At 32.1% G+C, this 22477-nt stretch carries 20 protein-coding genes; 13 read left to right on the top strand and 7 right to left on the bottom strand.

Annotated elements, in window-relative coordinates; genetic code table 11:
• Positions 1–26 precede the first annotated feature (26 nt).
• The 3 genes from B4L98_RS06880 to B4L98_RS06870 form a co-directional block, all read right to left on the bottom strand.
• Positions 27–521 carry a DUF4252 domain-containing protein gene (locus B4L98_RS06880; protein WP_038336746.1) on the bottom strand — a complete coding sequence of 165 codons (495 nt, stop codon included), beginning with the start codon at positions 519–521 and terminating at the stop codon, positions 27–29.
• Between the two features lie 61 nt (positions 522–582).
• Entirely contained in the window at positions 583–864 is a 282-nt protein-coding gene (locus B4L98_RS06875; RefSeq protein WP_219034042.1) for a hypothetical protein, read from the bottom strand.
• Entirely contained in the window at positions 864–2600 is a 1737-nt protein-coding gene (locus B4L98_RS06870; RefSeq protein ID WP_291047966.1) for a 1-deoxy-D-xylulose-5-phosphate synthase, read from the bottom strand. The genes B4L98_RS06875 and B4L98_RS06870 overlap by 1 nt, the downstream gene beginning before the upstream one ends.
• A 71-nt stretch (positions 2601–2671) precedes the next feature.
• On the opposite strand from B4L98_RS06870, the gene B4L98_RS06865 reads away from it, so the two are divergent.
• The 4 genes from B4L98_RS06865 to B4L98_RS06850 are packed head-to-tail and all read left to right on the top strand — an operon-like array spanning position 2672 to position 6311.
• Entirely contained in the window at positions 2672–3250 is a 579-nt protein-coding gene (locus B4L98_RS06865) for a DUF3109 family protein (protein WP_219034044.1), read from the top strand.
• 13 nt (positions 3251–3263) lie between these two features.
• On the top strand, positions 3264–4925 hold the full coding sequence (locus tag B4L98_RS06860) for a DUF6909 family protein (protein ID WP_125349979.1): 1662 nt from the start codon (positions 3264–3266) through the stop codon (positions 4923–4925).
• Between the two features lie 5 nt (positions 4926–4930).
• Positions 4931–5935 (top strand): Gfo/Idh/MocA family protein, encoded by a 1005-nt coding sequence (locus B4L98_RS06855; RefSeq protein WP_219034045.1) that lies wholly within the window; start codon positions 4931–4933, stop codon positions 5933–5935.
• Positions 5916–6311, top strand: coding sequence for an acyl-CoA thioesterase (locus tag B4L98_RS06850; protein ID WP_038336752.1), 396 nt, complete (start codon positions 5916–5918; stop codon positions 6309–6311). Before B4L98_RS06855 ends, B4L98_RS06850 begins: the two co-directional genes overlap by 20 nt.
• A 48-nt stretch (positions 6312–6359) precedes the next feature.
• Here B4L98_RS06850 and B4L98_RS06845 read toward each other — a convergent pair whose 3' ends face one another.
• Entirely contained in the window at positions 6360–6881 is a 522-nt protein-coding gene (locus B4L98_RS06845; protein ID WP_219034046.1) for an acyl-CoA thioesterase, read from the bottom strand.
• A gap of 180 nt (positions 6882–7061) precedes the next feature.
• On the opposite strand from B4L98_RS06845, the gene B4L98_RS06840 reads away from it, so the two are divergent.
• The 4 genes from B4L98_RS06840 (at position 7062) to B4L98_RS06825 (ending at position 13323) form a co-directional block, all read left to right on the top strand.
• Positions 7062–7457, top strand: coding sequence for a hypothetical protein (locus tag B4L98_RS06840; RefSeq protein ID WP_125349977.1), 396 nt, complete (start codon positions 7062–7064; stop codon positions 7455–7457).
• 156 nt (positions 7458–7613) lie between these two features.
• Positions 7614–8696: an efflux RND transporter periplasmic adaptor subunit gene (locus tag B4L98_RS06835; protein WP_219034048.1), complete on the top strand. Its 1083-nt coding sequence runs from the start codon at positions 7614–7616 to the stop codon at positions 8694–8696.
• 18 nt (positions 8697–8714) lie between these two features.
• Positions 8715–11882, top strand: a complete 3168-nt coding sequence (locus tag B4L98_RS06830; RefSeq protein ID WP_291077876.1) for an efflux RND transporter permease subunit — start codon at positions 8715–8717, stop codon at positions 11880–11882.
• On the top strand, positions 11875–13323 hold the full coding sequence (locus B4L98_RS06825) for a TolC family protein (protein ID WP_286495286.1): 1449 nt from the start codon (positions 11875–11877) through the stop codon (positions 13321–13323). Before B4L98_RS06830 ends, B4L98_RS06825 begins: the two co-directional genes overlap by 8 nt.
• Positions 13324–13401: 78 nt before the next feature.
• Here the strand turns inward: B4L98_RS06825 and B4L98_RS06820 are convergent, their stop codons facing one another.
• The gene (locus tag B4L98_RS06820) at positions 13402–14556 is read right to left on the bottom strand and encodes an SPOR domain-containing protein (protein WP_291047954.1); all 1155 of its coding nucleotides are present in this window, start codon (positions 14554–14556) and stop codon (positions 13402–13404) included.
• A gap of 88 nt (positions 14557–14644) precedes the next feature.
• On the opposite strand from B4L98_RS06820, the gene dprA reads away from it, so the two are divergent.
• From dprA to B4L98_RS06800, 4 genes are all read left to right on the top strand, one after another.
• Positions 14645–15742, top strand: a complete 1098-nt coding sequence (gene dprA, locus B4L98_RS06815; protein WP_286495283.1) for a DNA-processing protein DprA — start codon at positions 14645–14647, stop codon at positions 15740–15742.
• Positions 15743–15830: 88 nt separating this feature from the next.
• Positions 15831–18104, top strand: a complete 2274-nt coding sequence (locus tag B4L98_RS06810; protein WP_291077874.1) for a two-component regulator propeller domain-containing protein — start codon at positions 15831–15833, stop codon at positions 18102–18104.
• Entirely contained in the window at positions 18104–18823 is a 720-nt protein-coding gene (gene recO, locus B4L98_RS06805) for a DNA repair protein RecO (protein ID WP_291059761.1), read from the top strand. The genes B4L98_RS06810 and recO overlap by 1 nt, the downstream gene beginning before the upstream one ends.
• An 83-nt stretch (positions 18824–18906) precedes the next feature.
• A complete protein-coding gene (locus B4L98_RS06800; RefSeq protein ID WP_286495281.1) occupies positions 18907–20058 on the top strand; it encodes a cystathionine gamma-synthase in 1152 nt (383 codons plus the stop codon).
• Between the two features lie 50 nt (positions 20059–20108).
• On the opposite strand, the gene B4L98_RS06795 is transcribed toward B4L98_RS06800, so the two are convergent.
• Positions 20109–21167, bottom strand: a complete 1059-nt coding sequence (locus B4L98_RS06795; protein WP_291059759.1) for a hypothetical protein — start codon at positions 21165–21167, stop codon at positions 20109–20111.
• A gap of 124 nt (positions 21168–21291) precedes the next feature.
• On the opposite strand from B4L98_RS06795, the gene B4L98_RS06790 reads away from it, so the two are divergent.
• A complete protein-coding gene (locus B4L98_RS06790) occupies positions 21292–21885 on the top strand; it encodes a hypothetical protein (RefSeq protein ID WP_219034054.1) in 594 nt (197 codons plus the stop codon).
• Positions 21886–21887: 2 nt separating this feature from the next.
• Here B4L98_RS06790 and B4L98_RS06785 read toward each other — a convergent pair whose 3' ends face one another.
• Entirely contained in the window at positions 21888–22472 is a 585-nt protein-coding gene (locus tag B4L98_RS06785) for a hypothetical protein (RefSeq protein WP_291059755.1), read from the bottom strand.
• Between the last annotated feature and the right edge of the window lie 5 nt (positions 22473–22477).

Raw genomic sequence — 22477 nt, 5'->3', positions numbered from 1 at the left:
GCCAGCAAATTAGCTGGCTTCCTATATTATTTCAAAATATCTGCTAAATCTGCAATATCTTCAGCCGAAACTTTGTCCAAAATTTTGTCTAAATCTGTTCTAGGAATATCTAATTTCGAATCGATAACCAATACATTTCGTAAACCGTTAATTCCAAAAATCATTTTCTTAACTCGTCCGCCATCTTCTTGTAATGAAATGTTCAAACGGCTGTCTTTCGCTTTGAATTTTACTAAGTTCTCATATTTTTCACCACGCATAGATGACTGCAAATCATTCATGATTCTTTTTTGCTTTCCTTGTCCAGCATCTGAAACAACAAAAACTTTAGCCGATTTTAAATAATTAAATAAATCTGTTCCACCAGCTTTTCCAGCTAATTTCAACGCAAAAGAAGGTAAAGGAATTACAGTAGATTGATTATCATATTTTTTGTAGAATTCTTGCATGTTGCTTGTTGTACCGCAAGATTGCAATGTTAACAATACTGCTATAAAAGATAAACCGATTATTTTTTTCATTGTTGTTGTGTTTATAAATTAGAAAAAGCTATTACAACTCTCGTACCGAAAATTATTAAGTTTAAAAATATTCAATAATTCCTAAAACCAAATAGACAATTGAAGAAATTATCAGGAAAAATCCTATTATAATTCCACCTATTAATCGATTATAAGCTAAAACTTTAAAACCGTCTTTTAAATGGTCTAATTTATTTTCTCTTTTTACTGCATAATCAATTCCAAATTTAGGTTTCGATTTTTTATTTTTATAATATGGATAATAGAAAGGAGATATAAATATTAACATTCCTAGACCTAATAAAAAACCAACTAAAGCTTTTTCTAAATACTCATTTTCCATTACAAATAACTTTTTATCATTTCCAAAATTGATTCATCATCCAAACCAACGATTTCTTCTAATTCGGTAATCGAAGCGTGTTCGATAAATTCGTCTGGATAACCGTTGATTGTAATATTTCCTTTGTAATGTATTGAATTCAGAAACTCTAAAATTCCACTTCCAAAACCTCCTTTTTTAATCCCATCTTCAAAAGTTAGTATGGTAGAATATTTCAACGAAATAGCTTTTAAACGAGATTCATCTAAAGGTTTGATAAAAGGAAAATCAATCAAAGCAACTTTATCTTGAAGATGATTTTGGATGATAATTTCTTCGATTCGAGAACTAATCAATCCAGTCGAAAGAATTGCTAATTGATTTCCTTCAAAAATAATTTCAGATTTACCGATTTCTATTTTTTCGACTTTAGAATTACTTGTTTGGATATTATTTTTTGGATAACGAATTGCAAAAGGACGAGTTGTAAACTGTGCTGTATACAATAGATTTTTGAAATCTTTTTCGTTTCGAGGCGAAGACACAATCATATTTGGAATTTCGCGTAAATATGCTATATCAAAATAACCATGATGCGTTGCGCCATCTGTACCAACGAATCCTGCACGATCAATACAAAACACAACTGGTAGATTCTGTAACGCTACATCGTGTATCACTTGGTCGTAGGCACGTTGTAAAAATGTCGAATAAATCATACAATACGGAATGGTGTTTTGCGTCGCCAGACCAGCTGCAAACGTTACCGCATGTTGTTCTGTAATTCCGACATCAAAAACTCGTTTTGGGAAATCTTGATGACATTTTACTAAATTGCTTCCTGTTAACATAGCAGGCGTTATGGCTACAATTTGTGAATTATTTTCAAGTAATTGATGCATGGTTTTTCCAAAAACATCTTGATACGATTTTTCTTTTTTCTTCGATTTTATTTCACCCGTTTCTTTATCGAACAAACCAGGAGCATGCCATTTTACTTGATCGATTTCGGCTTGTTCGTAACCTTTTCCTTTTGTTGTTTTGATGTGTAAAACTTTTGGACCTCTGATTGAATCAGCTTTATTGAAAGCATTCAGTAATTCATCAAAGTTGTGCCCATCAATTGTTCCGATGAAATTTAAACCAAAATTGGTAAAGATATTTTCGGATTGATTTTCTAATGATTTAAAATGTTTTTTCAAACCACCAACCGAAGGATCAATTCCGATATCATTATCATTCAAAATCACTAAAACATCCAAATCTGTCGATCCAAGGTGATTCAATGCTTCTAAACTCATTCCAGAAGTAATTGATGCGTCACCAATAATTGCAATATGTTTTCTATTGATTTGATTGATTTTATCTGCTGTTGCCATCCCAACAATTGCTGAAATAGATGTAGAAGAATGTCCCGTTCCAAATGTATCAAACTCACTTTCTGTACGCGTTGGAAAACCAGAAATACCATCTTTCTGACGAAGAGAATCGAAAATTTGTTGACGACCAGTCAAAATTTTATGTGGATAACATTGATGACCTACATCCCAAATCAACAAATCTTTAGGTGTATTGTAGTGATAATGTAATGCAATCGTTAATTCAATCACACCCAAACTAGCACCTAAATGTCCTGGTTTTACACTCAAAGTATCCAAAATAAACTCGCGCATCTCGTGAGCTAAAGCAGTTAATTGAGACGCTTCAAAAGTCCTAAGTTCCTTAGGATGATTGATTTTTGAAAGTAGATTATCCATTATTCTTTTACAAAATTACATTTTTCTGAGGAATTTTCCGTACCTTTGCATGTTACAAAATTTAATGTAACATGTTCCAAATAGGAAAAACCCTTGTATCTGAAGAACTACTAAATGAAGATTTTGTTTGTAATCTTAACAAATGTAAAGGGATTTGTTGTGTAGAAGGTGACGCAGGAGCGCCTTTGAATGATGACGAACTAACTGTATTAGACGATATTTATGAAGATGTAAAACCTTATTTGCGTCCCGAAGGAATTGCGGTGATTGAGCAAGAAGGTAAATACACAATGGATACTGACGGTGATTGGGTAACTCCATTAGTCAATAATCGCGAATGCGCCTATTTAGTTTTCGAAGAAAATGGTTTTTCAAAATGCGGTATTGAAAAAGCATACGAAGACGGAAAGGTCGATTATAAAAAACCAATTTCTTGTCATTTGTATCCAGTTCGTGTTAAGGAATATTCAAATTTCACTTCTGTGAACTATGATGTATGGGATATCTGCTCAGATGCTTGTACCTTAGGAAAAGAATTGAAAGTGAATGTTGCAACATTTGCAAAAGATTCGTTGGTCCGAAAATTTGGACAAGAATGGTACGATGAATTAATGGACATTCAACAAGAATTAAACAACCAAAAAAAGTAAAAAAAAAATTATTATGTCAATAACAAGAGCAAGAAGATCTACTGACGCTATTGAAAGATTATATATCTCTATGCGTCATTTATTTCATAGAGGAGTGTACCGTCCATCTGGTGCACCTGGAAAAATATTAAGAAATTTATTATTCGAAATTAATCCTGAAATCTACGGATCAATGACAGATCCAAACAAAGTAGAATTAAGTGGATTAATGTATGTTTTAGATCGTTTACCAGAAGGAATTGTAGAAACGCCATATGTGTCTTTTACATCTGACGAAGGCTATGATCGTTCTATTTTTACACCAATTATTCCTGCAAAACGTCGTCGTTTTTGTTATAGAATTGATGATGACCAGATGAATATCGAAATTTCTCGCGGTCGTTCTGACATTTATGATGTGTTAACGCACTTAACGTTTTTATATAACGAAGCGGATAAAATCAGAAATAGAGCATTTAGTAACGAAACACTTTCTAAAAGTAGAGCGTGGGAATTTATCGAAAATGTTGCATTTAATGAAGTTGAAATTTCTCGAAAAGAACGCGAAGTTGCTTTGATGCATTTATCGACGATTTTAGGAAGAACATTTGAAGAAACACAAGAAATTCATCATTATTTCAGTAAAGCAGACGACAAAGATTATTTTTTCCGTGTAGTTTATTGGATGGGCTATACTAGCCAACAAGATCGTATCGGAACAAAGAAACGTGAAATTACATTTACGTCAACTTTACGTGAATCGATTGGTCATCATATGATTGGAGAAAAATGGGCGAATGAAATCAAACGTGTATTATTCGAAAATAATCTTCAAGATAAAAACATTCACATTATTTCTGCTAATATGCATAGTGTGTCTAACATGTTGTATGCCTATGATGGATTAAAAAGAAAATACAAAAATGATGGTGTAGAAATTTACGAAGATTTGAGTGCGGCAAACAACAAAATGTTGCGTGATTCGTTAAATGAATACACTCAACAAAATGGTTTAGTTTACATCAAAGATCAATCAGGAACAAATATCGATGTTCAGATTATTGATTTATCTAAAGTAAACATTGCCAATTCTGCGTTTTCTTATGCAAAAGATAAGAACAATGAGGTGATTATTGTAATGGATTATGCCTTTGGTGAGCAAGCATTTGAGGCGATGGATGAGTTGTTGAAACCATACAAAGTAGGAGATGTAAAATTCAAAATGAATGTAAAATCTGTTGCGATTATGGGTAAAGCTGGTATTCTTGAAGGAATAAAAGGTGATATAATGATTGCGACAGCACACGTTTTCGAAGGAACAACAGATAATTATGTTTTTGATAACGAATTAACCGCTGCAGATTTCGAAGGACAAGGTTTAGGTGTTTACGAAGGACCAATGATTTCGGTTTTAGGAACATCATTACAAAATAAAGACGTTTTAGAGTATTTCAAAAATTCGTCTTTCCAAGCGATTGGATTAGAAATGGAAGGTGCGCATTATCAAAAAGCGATTCAGGTTGCGTCAAAAATTAGACATCACATTGATAAAGATGTTAAAGTAATGTATGCTTATTACGCTTCTGATAATCCGTTAGAAACAGGAAGTACATTGGCTTCTGGAGGTTTAGGATTAACAGGTGTAAAACCAACTTATCTAATCACACAAAAGATATTAGAAAAAATTATTAAATAAATTCAATGAAGAATTTTTCCATTTTAGGCTACGGTCATATTGGACGTGTACATCAACAAGCGATAGAAGAAACGGAAAATGCGCAATTAATTTCGGTGATTGATTTCAATTTACCAGAAGATTTACCTTTCAAAGGTTATTCAACACTTGAAAGTTTTCTGAACGAAGATCAAGAAACTGATGTTGTTGTGATTGCTACGCCAAATGGTTTGCACCGCGAACATGCGATTCGTTGTTTAAAAGCGGGAAAAAATGTTTTGATTGAAAAACCAATTGCATTAACTGTAGAAGATATTACTGAAATACTGAAAGTTGCTGACGAAAAGAAACTTAGAGTTTTTACGTCGATGCAGCTTCGTTTTTCTCCAGTTGTGCAATATGTAAAGAATTTGATAGATAATAATTCATTAGGGAAAATTTTCATGGTGAATATTAATTGCTATTGGAATCGTAACAAGAATTATTACAAGTTGCGTGAATGGCACGGAAACCAAGAAATGGATGGAGGTGTTTTATTTACTCAATTTTCGCATTTTGTTGATATCATGAATTTTTGGTTTGATGAGGTAATTTGTACAAATTCAAAAAGTTTCAATTTTACGCATCAAGAAGTGACAGAATTTGATGATTCGGGTTGTGTTGATTTTACTGCCGATGGAGCAATCGGACATATGATTTATACAACGTCAGTTTTCAATAAAAATTTCGAAAGTAATATCACGCTTATTGCTGAAAAAGGAACAATAAAGATTGGAGATCAATATCTTAATCAAATGATTTATTCTGATTTAAAAAATGTGTGTTGTTCAAACAAAATTTCTACTGAACAAAAGAATTTTCATCCTAACGCCATTGCCGAAATTTCTGACGCGTTAATCCGTCATAATGAATCTTTGTTAGATGGAAAATATGCTGTAAATTTAGTCAAGTTTATTTCGGATGCGAATCATTTGGCAACAGAAAATAAGCAAGAACTTAAAATAGAAAACTATGAAATTTCACACTCGTAAATGGGTAAAACCAGAAGATCTTAACCCAAACAAAACACTTTTTGGAGGAAAGCTTTTGGCTTGGATTGATGAAGAAGCGGCGTTGTATAGCATTGTGCAATTAGAAAATTCGCATGTTGTGACCAAATATATGTCGGAAATCAACTTTATGGCTTCGGCTCGTGAAGGTGATATTGTAGAAATTGGAATTGAAGTGGTGAAATTTGGAACAACTTCATTGGTTTTACAATGCGAAGTACGTAACAAAATGACGCATGAAACCATTATTACAGTCGATCGAATTACGATGGTAAATTTAGATGCAGAAGGAAAACCAAAACCACACGGGAAAACACAAATAGAATATGTGGTGGATCGTTTAGCTGGAAAAGGTTAAAAAATTATATCAATAAAAAAGTCGAAACATTGTTTCGACTTTTTTATTTTATTCTGTAATAAACAACGATTTTAATTCGTGTGCATCAGCAGGATTCATTCTGCCAGCCAAAATCAAACTTAATTGTTTACGACGCAAAGCAGCTTCATAACGCTCGATTTCTTGTTCAGATTCTGGAATTAATTCAGGGACTTGAACAGGTTTATTATCATTATCAACGGCTACAAATGTATAAATACCGCTATTTGTTTGGTTATAAACACAATTTTCGTAATCGTAAACATAGACATCAACATACACTTCCATCGATGATTTGAATGCGCGAGTTACTTTAGATTCTAACTTCACTGTACTTCCCATCGGAATCGGAATGTTAAACGCAACGTGATTGACACTTGCTGTTACAACCAAAAAACTTCCACCATGCATTTTCGCAGAAATAGAAGAAATTCTGTCCATAGAAGCCAATAATTCGCCTCCGAACATGTTTCCTAAGTTGTTGGTTTCATTCGGTAAAACCAAGTTTGTCATTACTGCTAACGACTCTTTTGCTGTTTTTGCTTTCGCCATAAACTTTTGTTTGTTGGGTGCAAATTTCAACAAAATATTCGAGTTTTGAAACAGTTATTATCGTTGTGTTAAGTATTTGTAATTGAGTTTTTTATTAAATCAATAAAATTTTATAGTTAAAAAATGTTAATATAGATTATTGTATTATTTCAAGTCTTACATTTGAACAGAATTATGAAAATGTTTATCACATACTTGCTGTCTGCTTTATTTCTGCTATTTTTTGCGGAAACTAAAGTGTTTGCGGGTACTCAACATTTTCAAGGAAATTTAACTTCGCAGACAGTTGTTAACGATAATACACATATTTATCACGCAAGTAAAATTGTTGAAACTAAATTTTCTAAAACTTCAAATTCAAATCAATTTCAAGAATTTAATCCAAGTATCGAAACGATTGATGATGATTTTCAGACATCAAACAAAATCGATTTAGAAACTTGTATCAAACTATTAAGTGTTGTTCTGGTTTTAAACTTTATGATTCAAGGTTTAAGAAAGAAGCACATCTTCTACAATAAAACCATCAAATTTTCGAGTTGTAAGTACATTTTGTTACGTACAATCAGAATTTGATTGATTTCTTAAATTTTTAAAATTACACCAAAAATTAGTGTTCAGTTCATGAATAGCTGAATGTTAACCAATTTTTGTATGTAATATTTTTTGGTAAAACTACTTCTGCCAAGAAATCCATTTCATCAAATTTTACATTTAATAGTTAGAAGAATTATGAAAAGAGTCGCATTATTTGTAGCTCTAAGTACTGTATTGTTGACAACAAGTTGTTCATCAAAAAAACAGGAAAAAGAAGAAGTGAAAGATTATCCAATCACAACGCCAATCAAAATGGATACGATTGTAGATAAGGATTATGTAGCCCAAATTCAATCGGTACGAAACATCGAAATTCGTGCGCAAGAAAAAGGTTATTTGCAAAAAGTTTTTGTGGATGAAGGTCAACATGTACAAGCTGGTCAATTGTTGTTTCGCATTATGCCTTCGATGTATCAAGCCGAATATTTAAAATCGAAAGCTGAGGTAAAAGAGGCACAAATTGAATTACAAAATTCAGCAACTTTGGCTGATAATAATGTCGTTTCTAAGAACGAAAAAGCCATTGCGCAAGCACGATTAGAAAAATCGAAAGCAGAAATGCAATTGGCTCAATTACATTTATCATTTACAGATATTCGTGCACCATTTTCTGGTGTTATTGATAGAATTCCTATGAAATTGGGAAGCTTGATTGACGAAGGAATGTTATTAACAAATTTATCTGATAACTCATCAATGTTTGCTTATTTCAACGTTTCTGAACCTGAATATTTAGATTATCAAACAAATATTCAAGATAGAGCGAATAAACAAGTTTCGTTGATTATGGCGAATAATAAACCTTTACCAGAAAAAGGTTTGGTAGAAACGATAGAAGGAGAATTTAACAACGAAACAGGAAATATTGCGTTTCGTGCACGTTTTGCAAATCCAAATCATCTGTTAAGAAATGGTGAAACAGGGAAAGTAAAAATGACAGTTCCGTTACATGATGCTTTATTAATTCCACAAAAAGCAACCTACGAAATTCAAGATAAAACCTATGTTTTTGTAGTAGATAAAAATGGTGTTGTCAAATCGAGAAATATCACGATTGGTCTAGAAATGCCTGATGTTTATGTGGTAGAAAGCGGACTTTCGGAGAAAGATAATATTTTGTTAGAGGGTGTTCAGAAAGTGAAAGATGATGATAAAATCAAAACGAAATTTATTGCACCAAGAAAAGTTCTTTCATCGTTGAAATTAAAATCAAACTAATCTAAAAAATTCAAAGTTATGTTTGATAAATTTATTCGAAGACCCGTTCTATCGATTGTCATTTCGTTGATTATAGTTTTCTTAGGAATTCTATCATTAGTCAAATTACCCGTAACGCAGTTCCCTTCAATTTCGCCACCAAAGGTGAATATTACAGCGGAATATCCGGGTGCAAATAATGAATTATTAATCAAATCGGTGGTAATTCCATTAGAACGTGCGCTAAATGGTGTTCCAGGAATGAAATATATTACATCTGATGCTGGGAATGACGGTGAAGCGTCTATTCAAGTGATATTTGATTTAGGAACTGATCCCAATATTGCAGCTGTAAATGTGCAAAACCGTGTTTCTTCGGTTGTCAATAAACTTCCGCCTTTAGTAGTTCGCGAAGGAGTGAAAATTACACGCGAAGAATCAAACATGTTGATGTACATTAACTTGTACAGTAACGATCCAAAAGCTGACCAACAATTTTTATATAATTATGCAGATATCAATATTTTATCTGAGTTGAAACGTATTAATGGAGTTGGAGATGCAGATATTTTAGGAAACCGAGAATATGCAATGCGTGTTTGGTTAAAACCAGATAGAATGCAAGCCTATAATATTTCTGCGGATGATGTGATGAAAGCGTTGGATGAACAAAGTATTGAAGCTTCGCCAGGGAAAACAGGGGAAAGTTCTGGAAAACGTTCAGAAGCTTTTGAATATGTATTAAAATATTCAGGTCGATATAACACAAAAGAACAATATGGAAACATCATTTTAAGAGCAAATCCTGATGGAGAAATCTTACGTTTAAAAGATGTTGCTGATATAGAATTCGGAAGTTCGATGTATGATATTTACTCAACATTGAACGGAAAACCTTCTGCCGCAATTGTGATAAAACAATCGTACGGAAGTAATGCGAGTGAAGTGATTAAAAATATCAAAGCATTAATGGCTGATCTTAAAGAGAATAATTTACCAAAAGGAATGGATTACGAGATTTCATATGACGTTTCGAAATTCTTAGATGCTTCAATGGAAAAAGTGGTACATACACTTTTTGAAGCTTTCGTTTTAGTTGGGATTGTTGTGTTTTTATTCTTAGGTGACTGGCGTTCTACATTGATTCCTGCGTTGGCGGTTCCTGTTTCTTTGGTCGGAACTTTTGCGTTAATGAGTTTCTTTGGAATTACATTAAACTTGATTTCATTATTTGCCTTAGTTATGGCGATTGGAGTTGTCGTCGATGATGCGATTGTGGTGATAGAGGCTGTCCACGCCAAGATGGAAGAGAAAAATCTCTCGCCTTTACGAGCGACGGAAGAAGCGATGCGCGAAATTAGTGGAGCAATTATAGCAATCACATTTGTAATGGCAGCTGTTTTTATTCCAGTTGCGTTTATGTCTGGTCCAGTTGGAATTTTTTATCGTCAATTTTCGATTACGATGGCAACATCAATTATTTTATCAGGAATTGTTGCCTTAACGCTTACACCAGCTTTGTGTGCAATGATTTTGAAAAATAATCATAATCAACCAAGAAAGAAAACGATGCTAAATAAATTTTTGTTGAAGTTTAATAATTTGTTCAACAAAGGTTCTTTTAAATACGAAAAAGTTTTAACCAAAACAGTTAACAAACGAACTGTTACATTCGGAATTTTACTTGCATTTTGCGCTGGAGTTTTCTTTTTGAATAATAGTTTGCCTTCTGGATTTATTCCAAACGAAGACCAAGGAATGTTTTATGCAATTATTCAAACACCTCCAGGTTCTACGTTAGAAAGAACGAATGAAGTTTCTCAAAAATTACAAAAAATAGCGGAAGGAATTGATGGCGTTTCATCAGTTTCATCTTTGGCTGGTTATGAGATTTTGACAGAAGGTACAGGAGCAAACTCTGGAACTTGTTTAATTAACTTGAAAAGTTGGGACGAACGTTCTAAGTCTGCGGAAGAAATCATCAAAGAATTAGAAGAAAAAGCTGGAAATATTAATGGTGCGAATATCGAATATTTTCAACCACCATCTGTTCCTGGATATGGAGCTGCAGGAGGTTTCGAGTTGAGATTATTGGATAAAGCGGGTAGTGGAGATTATCATAAAATGGAAGAAGTGAGCCGTGATTTTATAAAAGAATTAACTCGTCGTCCAAAATTGAGCTCTGTATTCACATTTTATAGTGCTTCCTTTCCTCAATATGTCTTGAAAATTGATAATGATATTGCCGAACAAAAAGGAGTTTCGATCGAAAATGCGATGGATAATTTATCAACATTAGTTGGTTCTAATTACGAAACAAGTTTCATCAAATTTGACCGACCTTATAAAGTGATGGTACAAGCTTCGCCAGAATATCGTGCGCTACCGGAAGATTTATTGAAATTGTATGTGAAAAATGATCAAGGTGAAATGGTTCCATATTCAGCTTTCATGAAAATTGAAAAAGTATATGGTTTATCAGAAATTACGCGTCACAATATGTATAATGCAGCAGAAATTAGTGGTACGCCAGCTTCTGGTTATAGTAGTGGACAAGCGATTGCAGCGATTAATGAAGTAGCTAAGAATACTTTGCCTCGTGGTTTTGGAATTGATTGGGCAGGAATATCGAAAGATGAGGTTTCTCGTGGAAATGAAGCAGTGATTATTTTCGCCATTTGTTTAATTTTCGTTTACATGATTTTAGCAGCACAATACGAAAGTTTTATTTTGCCTTTACCAGTTATCATTTCACTACCAACAGGGATTTTCGGAGCATTTTTCTTCTTGAAATTATTAGGATTAGAAAATAATATTTATGCACAAGTTGCAATGGTGATGTTGATTGGACTTCTCGGTAAAAATGCGGTGTTGATTATTGAGTTTGCAGTACAAAAACATAACGAAGGTTTATCAATTGTAAAATCAGCGATTGAAGGTGCGGGTGTTCGTTTCCGTCCAATTTTGATGACATCATTTGCGTTTATTGCAGGTCTTATTCCGTTGGTTATTGCTTCTGGTCCGGGAGCAGTAGGAAATAGAACAATTGGTACTGCTGCTGCAGGCGGAATGTTGTTCGGAACTATTTTCGGGTTGTTTATTGTACCCGGTTTATATGTTGCGTTTGGCGCTTTGGCGGATAAAATGCAATTGGTGAAATATGAAGATGAAAATCCTTTAACAGAAGAAATCACGGAAGATGAATAAAAATAGTTTAAAAAATATAATTGCAATAAGTCTTTTTGGAACAATGATTTGGAGCTGTAAAGCTCCTGCGGTAAGCAAAGAGATTGAAAATCATCAAGCACCAAAAATTCCAGAAGCTTATCAAAATGTGCAAAATGATGATGCACCAAGTTCTGGGTTGACGCCTTGGAAACAATTTTTTACTGATCCAAATTTGGTCGTTTTGATTGAAGAAGCGTTAAAAAATAACCAAGAATTGATGATTACACTTCAAGAAATTGAGATTTCTAAAAATGAAGTGTTGTACAAAAACGGAAAATTATCGCCAAATGTTTCAGCAAATGCAGGAATTGGAGTTGAGAAAGTTGGTCGTTATACAAGTCAAGGTGCTGGTGATGCTTCGACTGAGATAAAACCCGGGAAAGAAATGCCTGATCCTTTGATGGATTATGCGATTGGATTGAGCGCTGATTGGGAAGTTGATATTTGGAAAAAATTACGTAATTCGAAAGATGCTTCGATTGCGCGATATTTATCAACGGTAGAAGGAAAGAATTTTGTTTTGACAAATTTAATTTCAGAGATCGCATCGTCTTATTATGAATTATTGTCTTTAGATAGTCAATTGGAATTAATTCATCGAAATATTGAGTTACAGAAAGAATCACTTCGTGTAGTTAAAATTCAAAAGGAAGCAGCGCGTGAAACTGAATTAGCGGTGAAGAAATTTGAAGCAGAATTATTAAAATCAGAAAGCGAAGAGTTTAATATTAAACAAGATATTACGGAAACCGAGAATAGGATTAATGCTTTATTGGGAAGATATCCGCAAAAGATAAAACGTGATGGTTCGTCATTTATGGATTTGATTCCACAAACAGTACATGCAGGAATTCCTTCTGAATTATTATCAAATCGTCCTGATATCAAACAAGCAGAATTAGAGTTAAAAGCTTCTGCTTTAGATGTGAAAGTGGCTCGTGCAGAGTTTTATCCGTCACTTAATATTTCTGCGGCTTTAGGACTAAATGCGTTCAAACCATCTTATTTGGTAAAAATGCCAGAGTCTATTTTATATTCGTTGGCTGGAGAATTAGCTGCGCCTTTAATCAATAAAAGTGCGATAAAAGCGGAGTTTAATACAGCAAATGCTCATCAAATACAAGCGTTGTACGAATATGATAAAACGATTTTAAATGCTTATTTAGAAGTGTCAAATCAAATGTCGAAGATTAATAACTTAGAACAAAGTTATTCGTACAAAGATAAACAGGCGAAAGCACTTGTAGAATCTATTGATATTGCGAATCAGTTGTTCAAAAATAATCGTGCAGATTATCTAGAAGTGTTAACAACTCAACGTGATTTATTGGATGCAAAAATGGAATTAATCGAAACAAAAGAAAAACAATTAAGTACAGTTGTCGCTATATACAAAAGTTTAGGTGGTGGCTGGAAGTAGTTTTCATATTCATTCTAACAAAGAAATAAGCTGCCTTTTGGGCAGCTTATTTCGATTTATATTGTATTAAAAAATGATTTAATTTTCAGTTCTAACCCAAGTTCCAGGAGACTTTTTATTCACATCATTCATATATTTTTGCGCGTCTTCTATGTTATTGAAGCTGCTATATGTAACATAATAATAGCGACCTTTTACATAAGAAACTCCTGCATCTTTGTAACCTTGTTTTTTCAATTCTCGAACCAAACGATCAGCATCTTCTTGACGTTTAAGCGAAGCCGCAATTACTTGATATTTTTTATTGTTAGATTTTGAAGTTGTTTTAGTTGCAACTTCTTTTTTGTCCTCAACTTTCTTTTCAGCTGTTTTAGGAGCTTCAACTTTCGTTAATTTTTTTGTTTCTGTTTTTACAATTTCTTTTGTCGAAGGCTTTTCCTTTACAATTGCCGTAATCTCCTTTTCAGTTTCATTCAGTTTCGTTTCCTTTACAACTGTAATTTCAACTTTTTTAGGCGTTTCAATTGTATCTGTTTTCGTTACCGTTTCGGCAATCTGATATTCAACTAAAGAAGGCTCAGCAATCGTTTGCGGCATATTATACACATCGTATTGCACTGTAGGTTTTTCAGTTTTGGTTGCGTCATCTTTACCAATCATTGGTAAAACCAAACCGCTCCATTGTTCTGTTACGAATTCTTGTACGGGTTGCGGCGTATTAAAATATAGGAAGCCACCAACAATAATGGGAATTAATGAGGCTGCGGCTAAAAATTTTGACATGTGTTTGTTAGAGGTTTTAGTTTTAGACGAATCTAAAATGTAATTGGCTTGTAAATTTGAAAGACCGTAAGCGGCGATGAAATAATTTTGAGCATTTTCTGGTTTGAAGTCAATTTTTCCAGCGTCATTAAATTGTAATGATCCGATATTTTGTAAGGTTAAAACTTTTCCATTTTTCAAATGTTCTTGCCAAAAATAAACTTGTTCATTCAAAAATGTTTGCGCATTTTCAAAAGACATTGGCTCATCTTCTACAATTTTATTCACCAAAACACCATCACTTTTTGTTAAAGTTGTATTGAAAGAAAGCTCTTTTCTTGGTGGAATAAATGTGTTTGTTTGCTCGTCAAACGCCACATTAGCAGTGTTTGAGATAAACGCACCAAAGTTTGGAACGATTACACAATCGTGCTGAAATAATAATTGACTAATATGCTCTTCTAACCTCATACTACGAAATTAACATTTTTTTTAGATTTAGCAAAAAATAAATACTTAAAATTCTGCTTAGTTGGTTTAATATTAGTAATTTAACAAAATGCAAACCGATTTACCATATATTTTAGCACTTTCTTTTCAGAAAGGAATTGGCGATATCACAGCTCGAAAAATTATTCAATTTTTTGGTTCAGCACAGGCTGCTTGGAATTGTAAACCAAAAGATTTGCTGCAAATTTCGGGAATTGGACAGCAAATAAGCAAAGATTTTGGGAATAAAAAATGGTTAGATTTAGCTTTTAACGAAATAGAATATTGTAAAAATAATCAAATCAATATTTTAACTTTTTATGATGAAGCTTATCCACAATTCTTAAAAGAATGTATTGATGCACCTTTGGTGATTTTTTGTAAAGGAAGTTTAGAATTTAATCAATTCAATAACAAAAAGATTTCGATTGTTGGTACGCGAAAAATGACTAATTATGGACGAAATTTTATTACTGAATTAATCGAAGGTTTAGCAGATTTTGATGTTACAATTGTGAGTGGATTGGCGTACGGTTGCGATATAGAAGCACATACAAATGCGCTCAAAAATAATGTTGCAACATGGTCGGTAATGGGAACAAATTTTGAACGAATTTATCCTGCTACTCACAAAAAAATTGCGATTGAAATTTTACAAAAAGGAGGTTGGATAACGGAGCAACCAAGTTTTAAAATTGCTACACCTGAAGCTTTTTTGCAACGAAATCGGATTATTGCAGGCTTATCAGATGTTACAATTGTGGTAGAATCTGCTTTTAAAGGTGGAAGTTTGGTGACTGCAAAATTTGCAAATGAATATAATCGAGAAGTGTTTGCTTTGCCAGGGAAATCAACGGATGCGTTGAGTATTGGGTGTAATTATTTGATAAAATCTCATCAAGCTTATTTGGTCGAAAATTCGAAAGATATTATTGATTATTTTAACTTCAATTCGAAGAAGAAACCAAAACAAATAGATTTGTTTATTGAGTTTTCTAATGATGAAAATTTAATTGTAAATTATCTCAAAACCAATGGAAAACAACATATTGATAAAATGTCTTTTGACTTAAATTTGAAATCCTACGAATTGATGCCAGTTTTATTAGATTTAGAATTGAAACAAATAATTTCTACTCTTCCAGGTAAATTTTATGATTTATTGTAACAAGCAATACAATTTTTAGCAAGTTATTTTGTTATAAATTACAGTATTTTTGTGCATTATGAAGACAAAATTGTTCATTTTCATCACCATGATTTTCACAAGTTTAAACGCTCAAAATGATAAAGTGCGTTGGACTGATCTTTTTTCTTACAATAATGTGAAATTGTTGGAAGAAGTAAATGGTGTGATTTATTGTGGAACTGAAAACGGAATTTTCTTGTTCAATCCTCTAAATCCAACAAGTGATTGGATTAAACTAAATAAAACCAATTTTTTGAACAATGTTGGGGTTTCTGCAATGGCTTATGATAAAGATTCGGATTCGTTTTTAGTTGGGTATGAAAATGGAGGTTTAGATTTATTGAAATCTGGAGAATCGACAATGGTTTTGGATATCAAATGGAATGGTTTTTCGGGTGATAAAAAAGTCAATCATATTTTTATAAATGATGGCATTGCGTTTATTTCTGGAGCTTTTGGAATTGTTTCTTTCGATTTAAAAGATGAAGAATTTAAAGAAACGACACGCACAAATTCTATCAAAATTATAGATCAAATTTTTAATGATGTAATTGTAAATGATGCTTTAGTTTTTAAAAAAATAGAACCACAATCTTCTATACTTTATATTGCAACTTCAAAAGGAATTTTTTTTAGTGAATTATCGGATAAGAAAATAAATAATCCAAATATTAATAAATGGCAATACAAAAATTTGGGACAAAATATTTCGAATATAGAATTATTTGAAAATGAGATTTATTATTCGGTAAACAATGAATTGAAAACTTTAAATGGCTCTTCAGTGGGTTCTTATAATACAATTCTTAATTTAAAATCATCTAATGGACAATTAATTGTTACTCAAAACAATCAAGTTTCTGATTTGAGTGGTGTACATTATTCTAAAAATGATCAAGATGGAAATGTTATAAACTTCAACACAGGAATTTTTATTAACAATATTTATTTTGGAGGATCTGTAAATCATGGAATTATTAATTTATCTAATCATAAAGAATTTTATCCCGATGGACCTTTCAATAATAAAGCTTGGTCTGTATCAACAGCTAAAAGTAAAGTCTGGATTGCACCAGGAGGAATGGGAGATGTTTATAATACTCCAGCTGAAAATGTAGATGGTTTTTCATATTACGATAGTAAAAATTGGAAACATTTTTCTTTCTCAAAAATTAAAGCAAAAGATATAGTACAAGTAGAAGTGAATCCATTAGATGATAATAAATTTGTAGTAGGATCTTATAATTATGATGTTAGAGATGTAGATGGACGACGAGATGTGTTAGAGTTTAATTTAGCAGATAACGATGAGCCAAAAATAATTTTACAAAAAAATGATTTTTCTAGTTCAAGAATAGCAGGTCTTAATTACGATCTTTTAGGAAATCTATATGTTGCAGCTTCTTTTCCTGTAGATAAAGCGGCAGGTGCTGGATATCCTGATTCAAAATTTAATTATTATGCAAGAAGAAAGAATGGAAATACTTCTTGGGAAATTATTGGATCTGAAAAAAATATAGCTTCTACTGCTGTAAAACCTATAGCAGGTAGCCAATATACTTTTTTTCCTAATGCACGTTATGGTGGAATCTCTGTTGTGGATAACTCAAATTTTAAAGAGATTGTAAATATAAAAGTTGCAAATGGAGACTTACCAAGTGATGATGTACATACAGTTTCACTTGATAAAAGTGGAAATCTTTGGATCGGAACAGGGCAAGGTTTAGTTGTGTTGTACGGAGCTGATAATGCTGTAAGTTCTAATAATATAATTGCCGAGCCTGTTGTTATTATTCAAGATGGAATTCCGGAAGCGTTGTTAACTGATGTTGGGATTTACGCTATAAAAGTAGATAACGCAAATAATAAATGGATTGCAACAAATGGGGCAGGAGTTTATTATGTTTCGGATAGTGGAGAAACGACGAAATTACATTTTACGTCTAAAAATTCACCTTTACCTTCGGATGTTGTGTACGATGTTTCGATTGATGAATCGACAGGAAAAGTATATTTTGCAACGGAAAAAGGTGTGGTTTCGTATAACGGAGATGTATCGACAGAAGCGAATAATTTTAACAATGCAATTGCTTATCCTAATCCTTATCGTCCAGAATATAAGGGGAATGTCACGATAAAAAATCTTCCAAATCGTGCGTTGGTTAAGATTACAGATATTGTTGGAAATTTACTTTTTGAGAAAAAAGCAGAAGGAGGAATTGTAGAATGGAACACAAATAATGCAAAAGGAAAGCCAGTAGCTTCTGGAATTTACTTAGTTTTGATGACAAATGCTGATGGTACAGAAACCAAAACATTAAAAATTGCAGTTGTCCGTTAATGAAAATTTTAGAAACCAAAGCCATTGTACTTTCAAGCTTAAAATATGGTGACACGAGTTTAATTATTCGTTGTTATACACAAGATTTTGGCCTTAAATCATTTATAGCAAAAGGAGTTTTCTCCAAAAAAAAGCGAAATACTTCGTTGTATTTTCCGCTAGCAGAAATAGATTTGAGCTTTCAACCGAAATCAAATGAACAACAATTGGTTTTCTTAAAATCAGCTCAGACGTCGCATTATTATGAATCGTTGCATTTTCATCCCATCAAATCGGCGATTGTTTTTTTCTTAGCTGAAATCCTAAACTTAGTTCTAAAAGAAGAATCAGATAATCCAGAATTATATTTTTACATTGAACATTCGTTAAAAGAATTTGATCAAAAAAAAGATGATTTTGCAGATTTTCATTTGATTTTTTTAATTCAATTATCACATTTTCTTGGTTTTTATCCCAACTTAGAAATTGATGGAAATCTATTCGATTTAGAAAATGGATTTTTCACAAATTCGAATTCATCTATCAATATGTTGAAAGCAGATGAAGCTGTTTTGTTCAAAAAATTGTTAGAATTACACTTTTCCGAAGATTCAAAAAATACATTCAACCAATCGCAACGTTCTCTTTTACTCGAAATTCTAGTGAAGTACTATCAAATTCACACCAATAATTTTAAGAAGCCAAAATCATTACAAGTTTTATACGAATTGTTTAGTTAATCTCCCGAAATAAATTCTAACAAATCTTTAAAACAAAGAATAAATAAAACTCCATATATTTGCTATAGTTAAAAGCATTTACAATGAAATTCAATACAAAAGCTATACATGGAGGTCAACAACATGACCCTTCTACAGGAGCCGTAATGACTCCAATTTACCAAACATCAACATTCGCACAAAGATCACCTGGAGATTACAAAGGATACGAATATTCTCGTGGTGCAAATCCAACAAGAACTGCTTTAGAAAATGCATTAGCATCTATCGAAGGTGGAGTTGCAGGTTTTGCATTTGGTTCTGGTTTGGCAGCAATCGATGGTGTATTAAAATTATTTAAACCAGGTGATGAAATCATCGCGATGGACGATTTATATGGAGGTTCTTACCGTTTGTTTACACGTGTTTATGAAAAATTTGGATTGAAATTCCATTTCGTAGATATGACAAATGTTGAGGCTGTTGTTGTTTTAATCAATGATAATACAAAAATGGTTTGGGTTGAAACACCTACAAATCCATTGATGAAAGTGGTTGATATCAAAGCGGTAAATGATGCTGTAAAAGCAAAAAAATCTGATATTTTAGTCGCTGTTGATAATACATTTGCTTCGCCTTATTTACAACGACCAATTGAGTTGGGAGCAGATATAGTGATGCATTCTGCAACAAAATATTTAGGAGGTCACTCAGATTTAGTTGCTGGAGCAATTGTGGTTAATTCAGAGCAATTGGCAACTGATGTTCACTTCAATTTATTTGCAACAGGAGGAATTTTAGGACCACAAGATTCTTACTTAGTTTTACGTGGAATCAAAACTTTGGCTGTTCGTATGGATCGTCACTGTTCAAACGGAATGAAGATCGCACAATTTTTAGAGGCTCATCCAAAAGTTGCGCACACGTATTATCCAGGTTTGGAAAATCATCCGCAACACGAAATTGCGAAAAAACAAATGAAAGATTTCGGAGGAATGGTAACGTTTACGTTGACTTCTGGGAAGAAAGAAGATGCTTTCAAAATTTTAGAAAACTTAAAAGTTTTCACTTTGGCTGAATCTTTAGGTGGTGTTGAATCATTAGCAAATCACCCAGCTACGATGACACATGCGTCTATTCCTGCTGAGAAACGTGCTGAAATTGGTATTACAGATGATTTAATTCGTTTGTCTGTTGGTATCGAAGATATAGATGACTTATTAGAAGATTTAGAACAAGTTTTGAATTTGATTTAATCGATATAAGGAAAATAAAAAAAAACGGAATCTATAAGATTCCGTTTTTTTTATTGAATTGGAGTTAATGCTTCAGAATTACGAAGAATTGCAACGTATTGAAAATAATCAGTTGTTTTTAAATTTTCTTTTGGCGTAATGTTTTCTCCAAATAATCTTGACTTTATTTGAATTAAATTTTGAGAAGATTTGTATGGTGAATTTTTCGCATTAAGATTAAAAATTGAAATGGAATTAGACTTTGCAAGTTCTTTAAAATCAAGAATACCTTTTATTAACATCATCGGTCCATCAGCATTTACCCAGTTTATTTTTTCATTTTCTGGAGTAGGAAATTGATCATTTTTAGGTAAATACATTTCACTGTCCAATGTATAACTTACGATGCTTGTTACGTTATATTTATTGTCTAAAAGTCTTTCAGCAAAAGGTTTTTCTTTATCATTCATACTTTTTTGAAGTGTATGAAAAAGACCAAATAATCCATAGAATTTTTCATTTTGTAGATGATTCTTTGAAATGATATGATTAAAATTTTCAATCATTGCAGAATCTCTTGAAATTTTGTTGTTAGAATCATCAAAGTTTGTATCAATACCCAAAACAACGATTTTAGATGAATCATTTAATGTTTTATTGTAATCATACAAGTTGTTCCATTTTTTTAGTAACTCTTGACTTGATTGTTGAGGAATTCTTTTTTTAATAGCTAAAACAACTTCTTTTAATAATTTTTCATTTTTAACATCGGAGCTTAGAAATGTGTTTAATTTTTTAGAATTTAAACTGTCCATTTCGGCAATGTAATAGTTGAATCCAAGATTCTTATTCAAATATTTAAACATAAATTCATCTAATTTTTGATTGTCAGCAAAACCATGAATTTCACCTAATAGAATAACATTTGAAGTGTTGAAGTTATTATCAAAAATCTGAGAATCAAAGTTGCTGTCAATTGTTGTTTTATTATTTTTTAGATAGCCAATATTTGTTTCATTTTTAGAAGCTAAGAAAATTTTATTACTAATAAATAAATACAAAAAAATAAGTGTAATTATTGAAATTAGAGCAATAAAGAAGATTTTTAGGATTTTGATAAGTGTTTTCATGTTGTTAATTTTTATCAAAACTATAGTTAGCAAAAGACTTGTATAAATATATGTTTACGAATTGTTGATTTTTTAGGATGAATTGAGAAAATCATTTACTGAAAATTTTTTCTATTTTTATAAAATGAAGTTTCTAATTCTTTTCTTACTTTCTGTGATGAGTTTTGCTCAAAAGTTGGATACGATTAATCTCAATCAAGTTGAGGTAGTGAATTATTCCAATTACAAACAATTTCGTCCAAAGTTTAAACAAGTGGTTCGATTAACGGATAACACAAGTTTCGGACTTAAAATATTTTCGAATTTATTACTTCCAAATGAGAAAGAAATTGAAATTGTCGCAATTGAAATTTTGTTTGAATCAAAAGTGAAAAAGAAAAATTATTGCAACGAATATTATTATTTCAAACCAATGATTCTAAAATCGATTGAGGATAAACAAAGTTTGATTGAAGAAAAATGGTTTGAAGTGGATAAAGATTATCAAGGAAAATATATTTTTCCGATTCATTTAAAACTTAAACCTTCCGAAGCCAAAAACTATTTTATTGGTTTAGAAACTTCTTACGAAAATCCTTTTTGTCCCGAAGGAAATGGCTATTTTGATTTGATTGTAACAAAAAAATCAGTCGAATATTACAATGAAATTAATGGTGAAATGATTAAACAAGATATTTTGAAAAATCATTCACTTAACTACAAAATCTATTACAAATAGATTTATTTCCACAATAATTTCAATTCAACTTTATATTTCCCAGCGTATGGTTTTGGGGTTGTTGGTTTCTCCGAAATCGAGAATTGATACACGCCACGCGCAGGTAATTCGAAAATGGTTTCTTTGCCAAAAGGACCACCTTTTATAGAATCCGCAGGTCCTTTGATGTGATTAATTCTAATATTCGCTGTAGAATCTTGTGCAGAAATTTTGATCCAAACTTTCTTTGCAGAATCTGCATTAAACGTAAACGTATTGGTTTGTCCCGCTATTTTAGTCGGTTCCGCTTTTGCTTTTGCATAACTTACTTCAAGATTCTCTGTAGTGTTATTAGCGCTTAAAGGAACAATTTTATCTGTATTAGATATAATTTTTTGCTGAGGTTTTATCACAACTTTTTTCTGAGGAGAAGCTGTTTTTACCACTTCTTCTTTCATTACATCTTCTGTTGTTGGTTTATCTTTTTTTACCAAATCCTTGTACGCAGAATCAACTCCAATCTTGCTTGGATAAATGGTTGGTGTAGATTTGTCTTCACAACTATAAAGCGTAATCAATGTAATAAAAGCGATAAAAGTCCATTTCATAACAG

Origin of the sequence: Empedobacter sp. UBA5528 (assembly GCF_002426075.1) — a bacterium.
In the GTDB taxonomy this organism is placed as follows: domain Bacteria; phylum Bacteroidota; class Bacteroidia; order Flavobacteriales; family Weeksellaceae; genus Empedobacter; species Empedobacter falsenii_B.
Note: the sequence above shows the minus strand (reverse complement) of the source record. Positions and strands in the feature narration are given on the sequence as shown.

Bases quoted from the DNA above. Each gene is read 5' to 3' on its own strand.
- B4L98_RS06785 (WP_291059755.1), bottom strand. From the start codon at position 22,472: ATGAAATGGACTTTTATCGCTTTTATTACATTGATTACGCTTTATAGT.
- B4L98_RS06800 (WP_286495281.1), top strand. From the start codon at position 18,907: ATGAAATTCAATACAAAAGCTATACATGGAGGTCAACAACATGACCCT.
- dprA (WP_286495283.1), top strand. From the start codon at position 14,645: ATGCAAACCGATTTACCATATATTTTAGCACTTTCTTTTCAGAAAGGA.
- B4L98_RS06860 (WP_125349979.1), top strand. From the start codon at position 3,264: ATGTCAATAACAAGAGCAAGAAGATCTACTGACGCTATTGAAAGATTA.
- B4L98_RS06855 (WP_219034045.1), top strand. From the start codon at position 4,931: ATGAAGAATTTTTCCATTTTAGGCTACGGTCATATTGGACGTGTACAT.
- B4L98_RS06795 (WP_291059759.1), bottom strand. From the start codon at position 21,167: ATGAAAACACTTATCAAAATCCTAAAAATCTTCTTTATTGCTCTAATT.
- B4L98_RS06865 (WP_219034044.1), top strand. From the start codon at position 2,672: ATGTTCCAAATAGGAAAAACCCTTGTATCTGAAGAACTACTAAATGAA.
- B4L98_RS06820 (WP_291047954.1), bottom strand. From the start codon at position 14,556: ATGAGGTTAGAAGAGCATATTAGTCAATTATTATTTCAGCACGATTGT.
- B4L98_RS06845 (WP_219034046.1), bottom strand. From the start codon at position 6,881: ATGGCGAAAGCAAAAACAGCAAAAGAGTCGTTAGCAGTAATGACAAAC.
- B4L98_RS06790 (WP_219034054.1), top strand. From the start codon at position 21,292: ATGAAGTTTCTAATTCTTTTCTTACTTTCTGTGATGAGTTTTGCTCAA.
- B4L98_RS06870 (WP_291047966.1), bottom strand. From the start codon at position 2,600: ATGGATAATCTACTTTCAAAAATCAATCATCCTAAGGAACTTAGGACT.
- B4L98_RS06875 (WP_219034042.1), bottom strand. From the start codon at position 864: ATGGAAAATGAGTATTTAGAAAAAGCTTTAGTTGGTTTTTTATTAGGT.
- B4L98_RS06830 (WP_291077876.1), top strand. From the start codon at position 8,715: ATGTTTGATAAATTTATTCGAAGACCCGTTCTATCGATTGTCATTTCG.
- B4L98_RS06880 (WP_038336746.1), bottom strand. From the start codon at position 521: ATGAAAAAAATAATCGGTTTATCTTTTATAGCAGTATTGTTAACATTG.
- B4L98_RS06825 (WP_286495286.1), top strand. From the start codon at position 11,875: ATGAATAAAAATAGTTTAAAAAATATAATTGCAATAAGTCTTTTTGGA.
- B4L98_RS06840 (WP_125349977.1), top strand. From the start codon at position 7,062: ATGTTTATCACATACTTGCTGTCTGCTTTATTTCTGCTATTTTTTGCG.
- B4L98_RS06835 (WP_219034048.1), top strand. From the start codon at position 7,614: ATGAAAAGAGTCGCATTATTTGTAGCTCTAAGTACTGTATTGTTGACA.
- B4L98_RS06810 (WP_291077874.1), top strand. From the start codon at position 15,831: ATGATTTTCACAAGTTTAAACGCTCAAAATGATAAAGTGCGTTGGACT.
- B4L98_RS06850 (WP_038336752.1), top strand. From the start codon at position 5,916: ATGAAATTTCACACTCGTAAATGGGTAAAACCAGAAGATCTTAACCCA.
- recO (WP_291059761.1), top strand. From the start codon at position 18,104: ATGAAAATTTTAGAAACCAAAGCCATTGTACTTTCAAGCTTAAAATAT.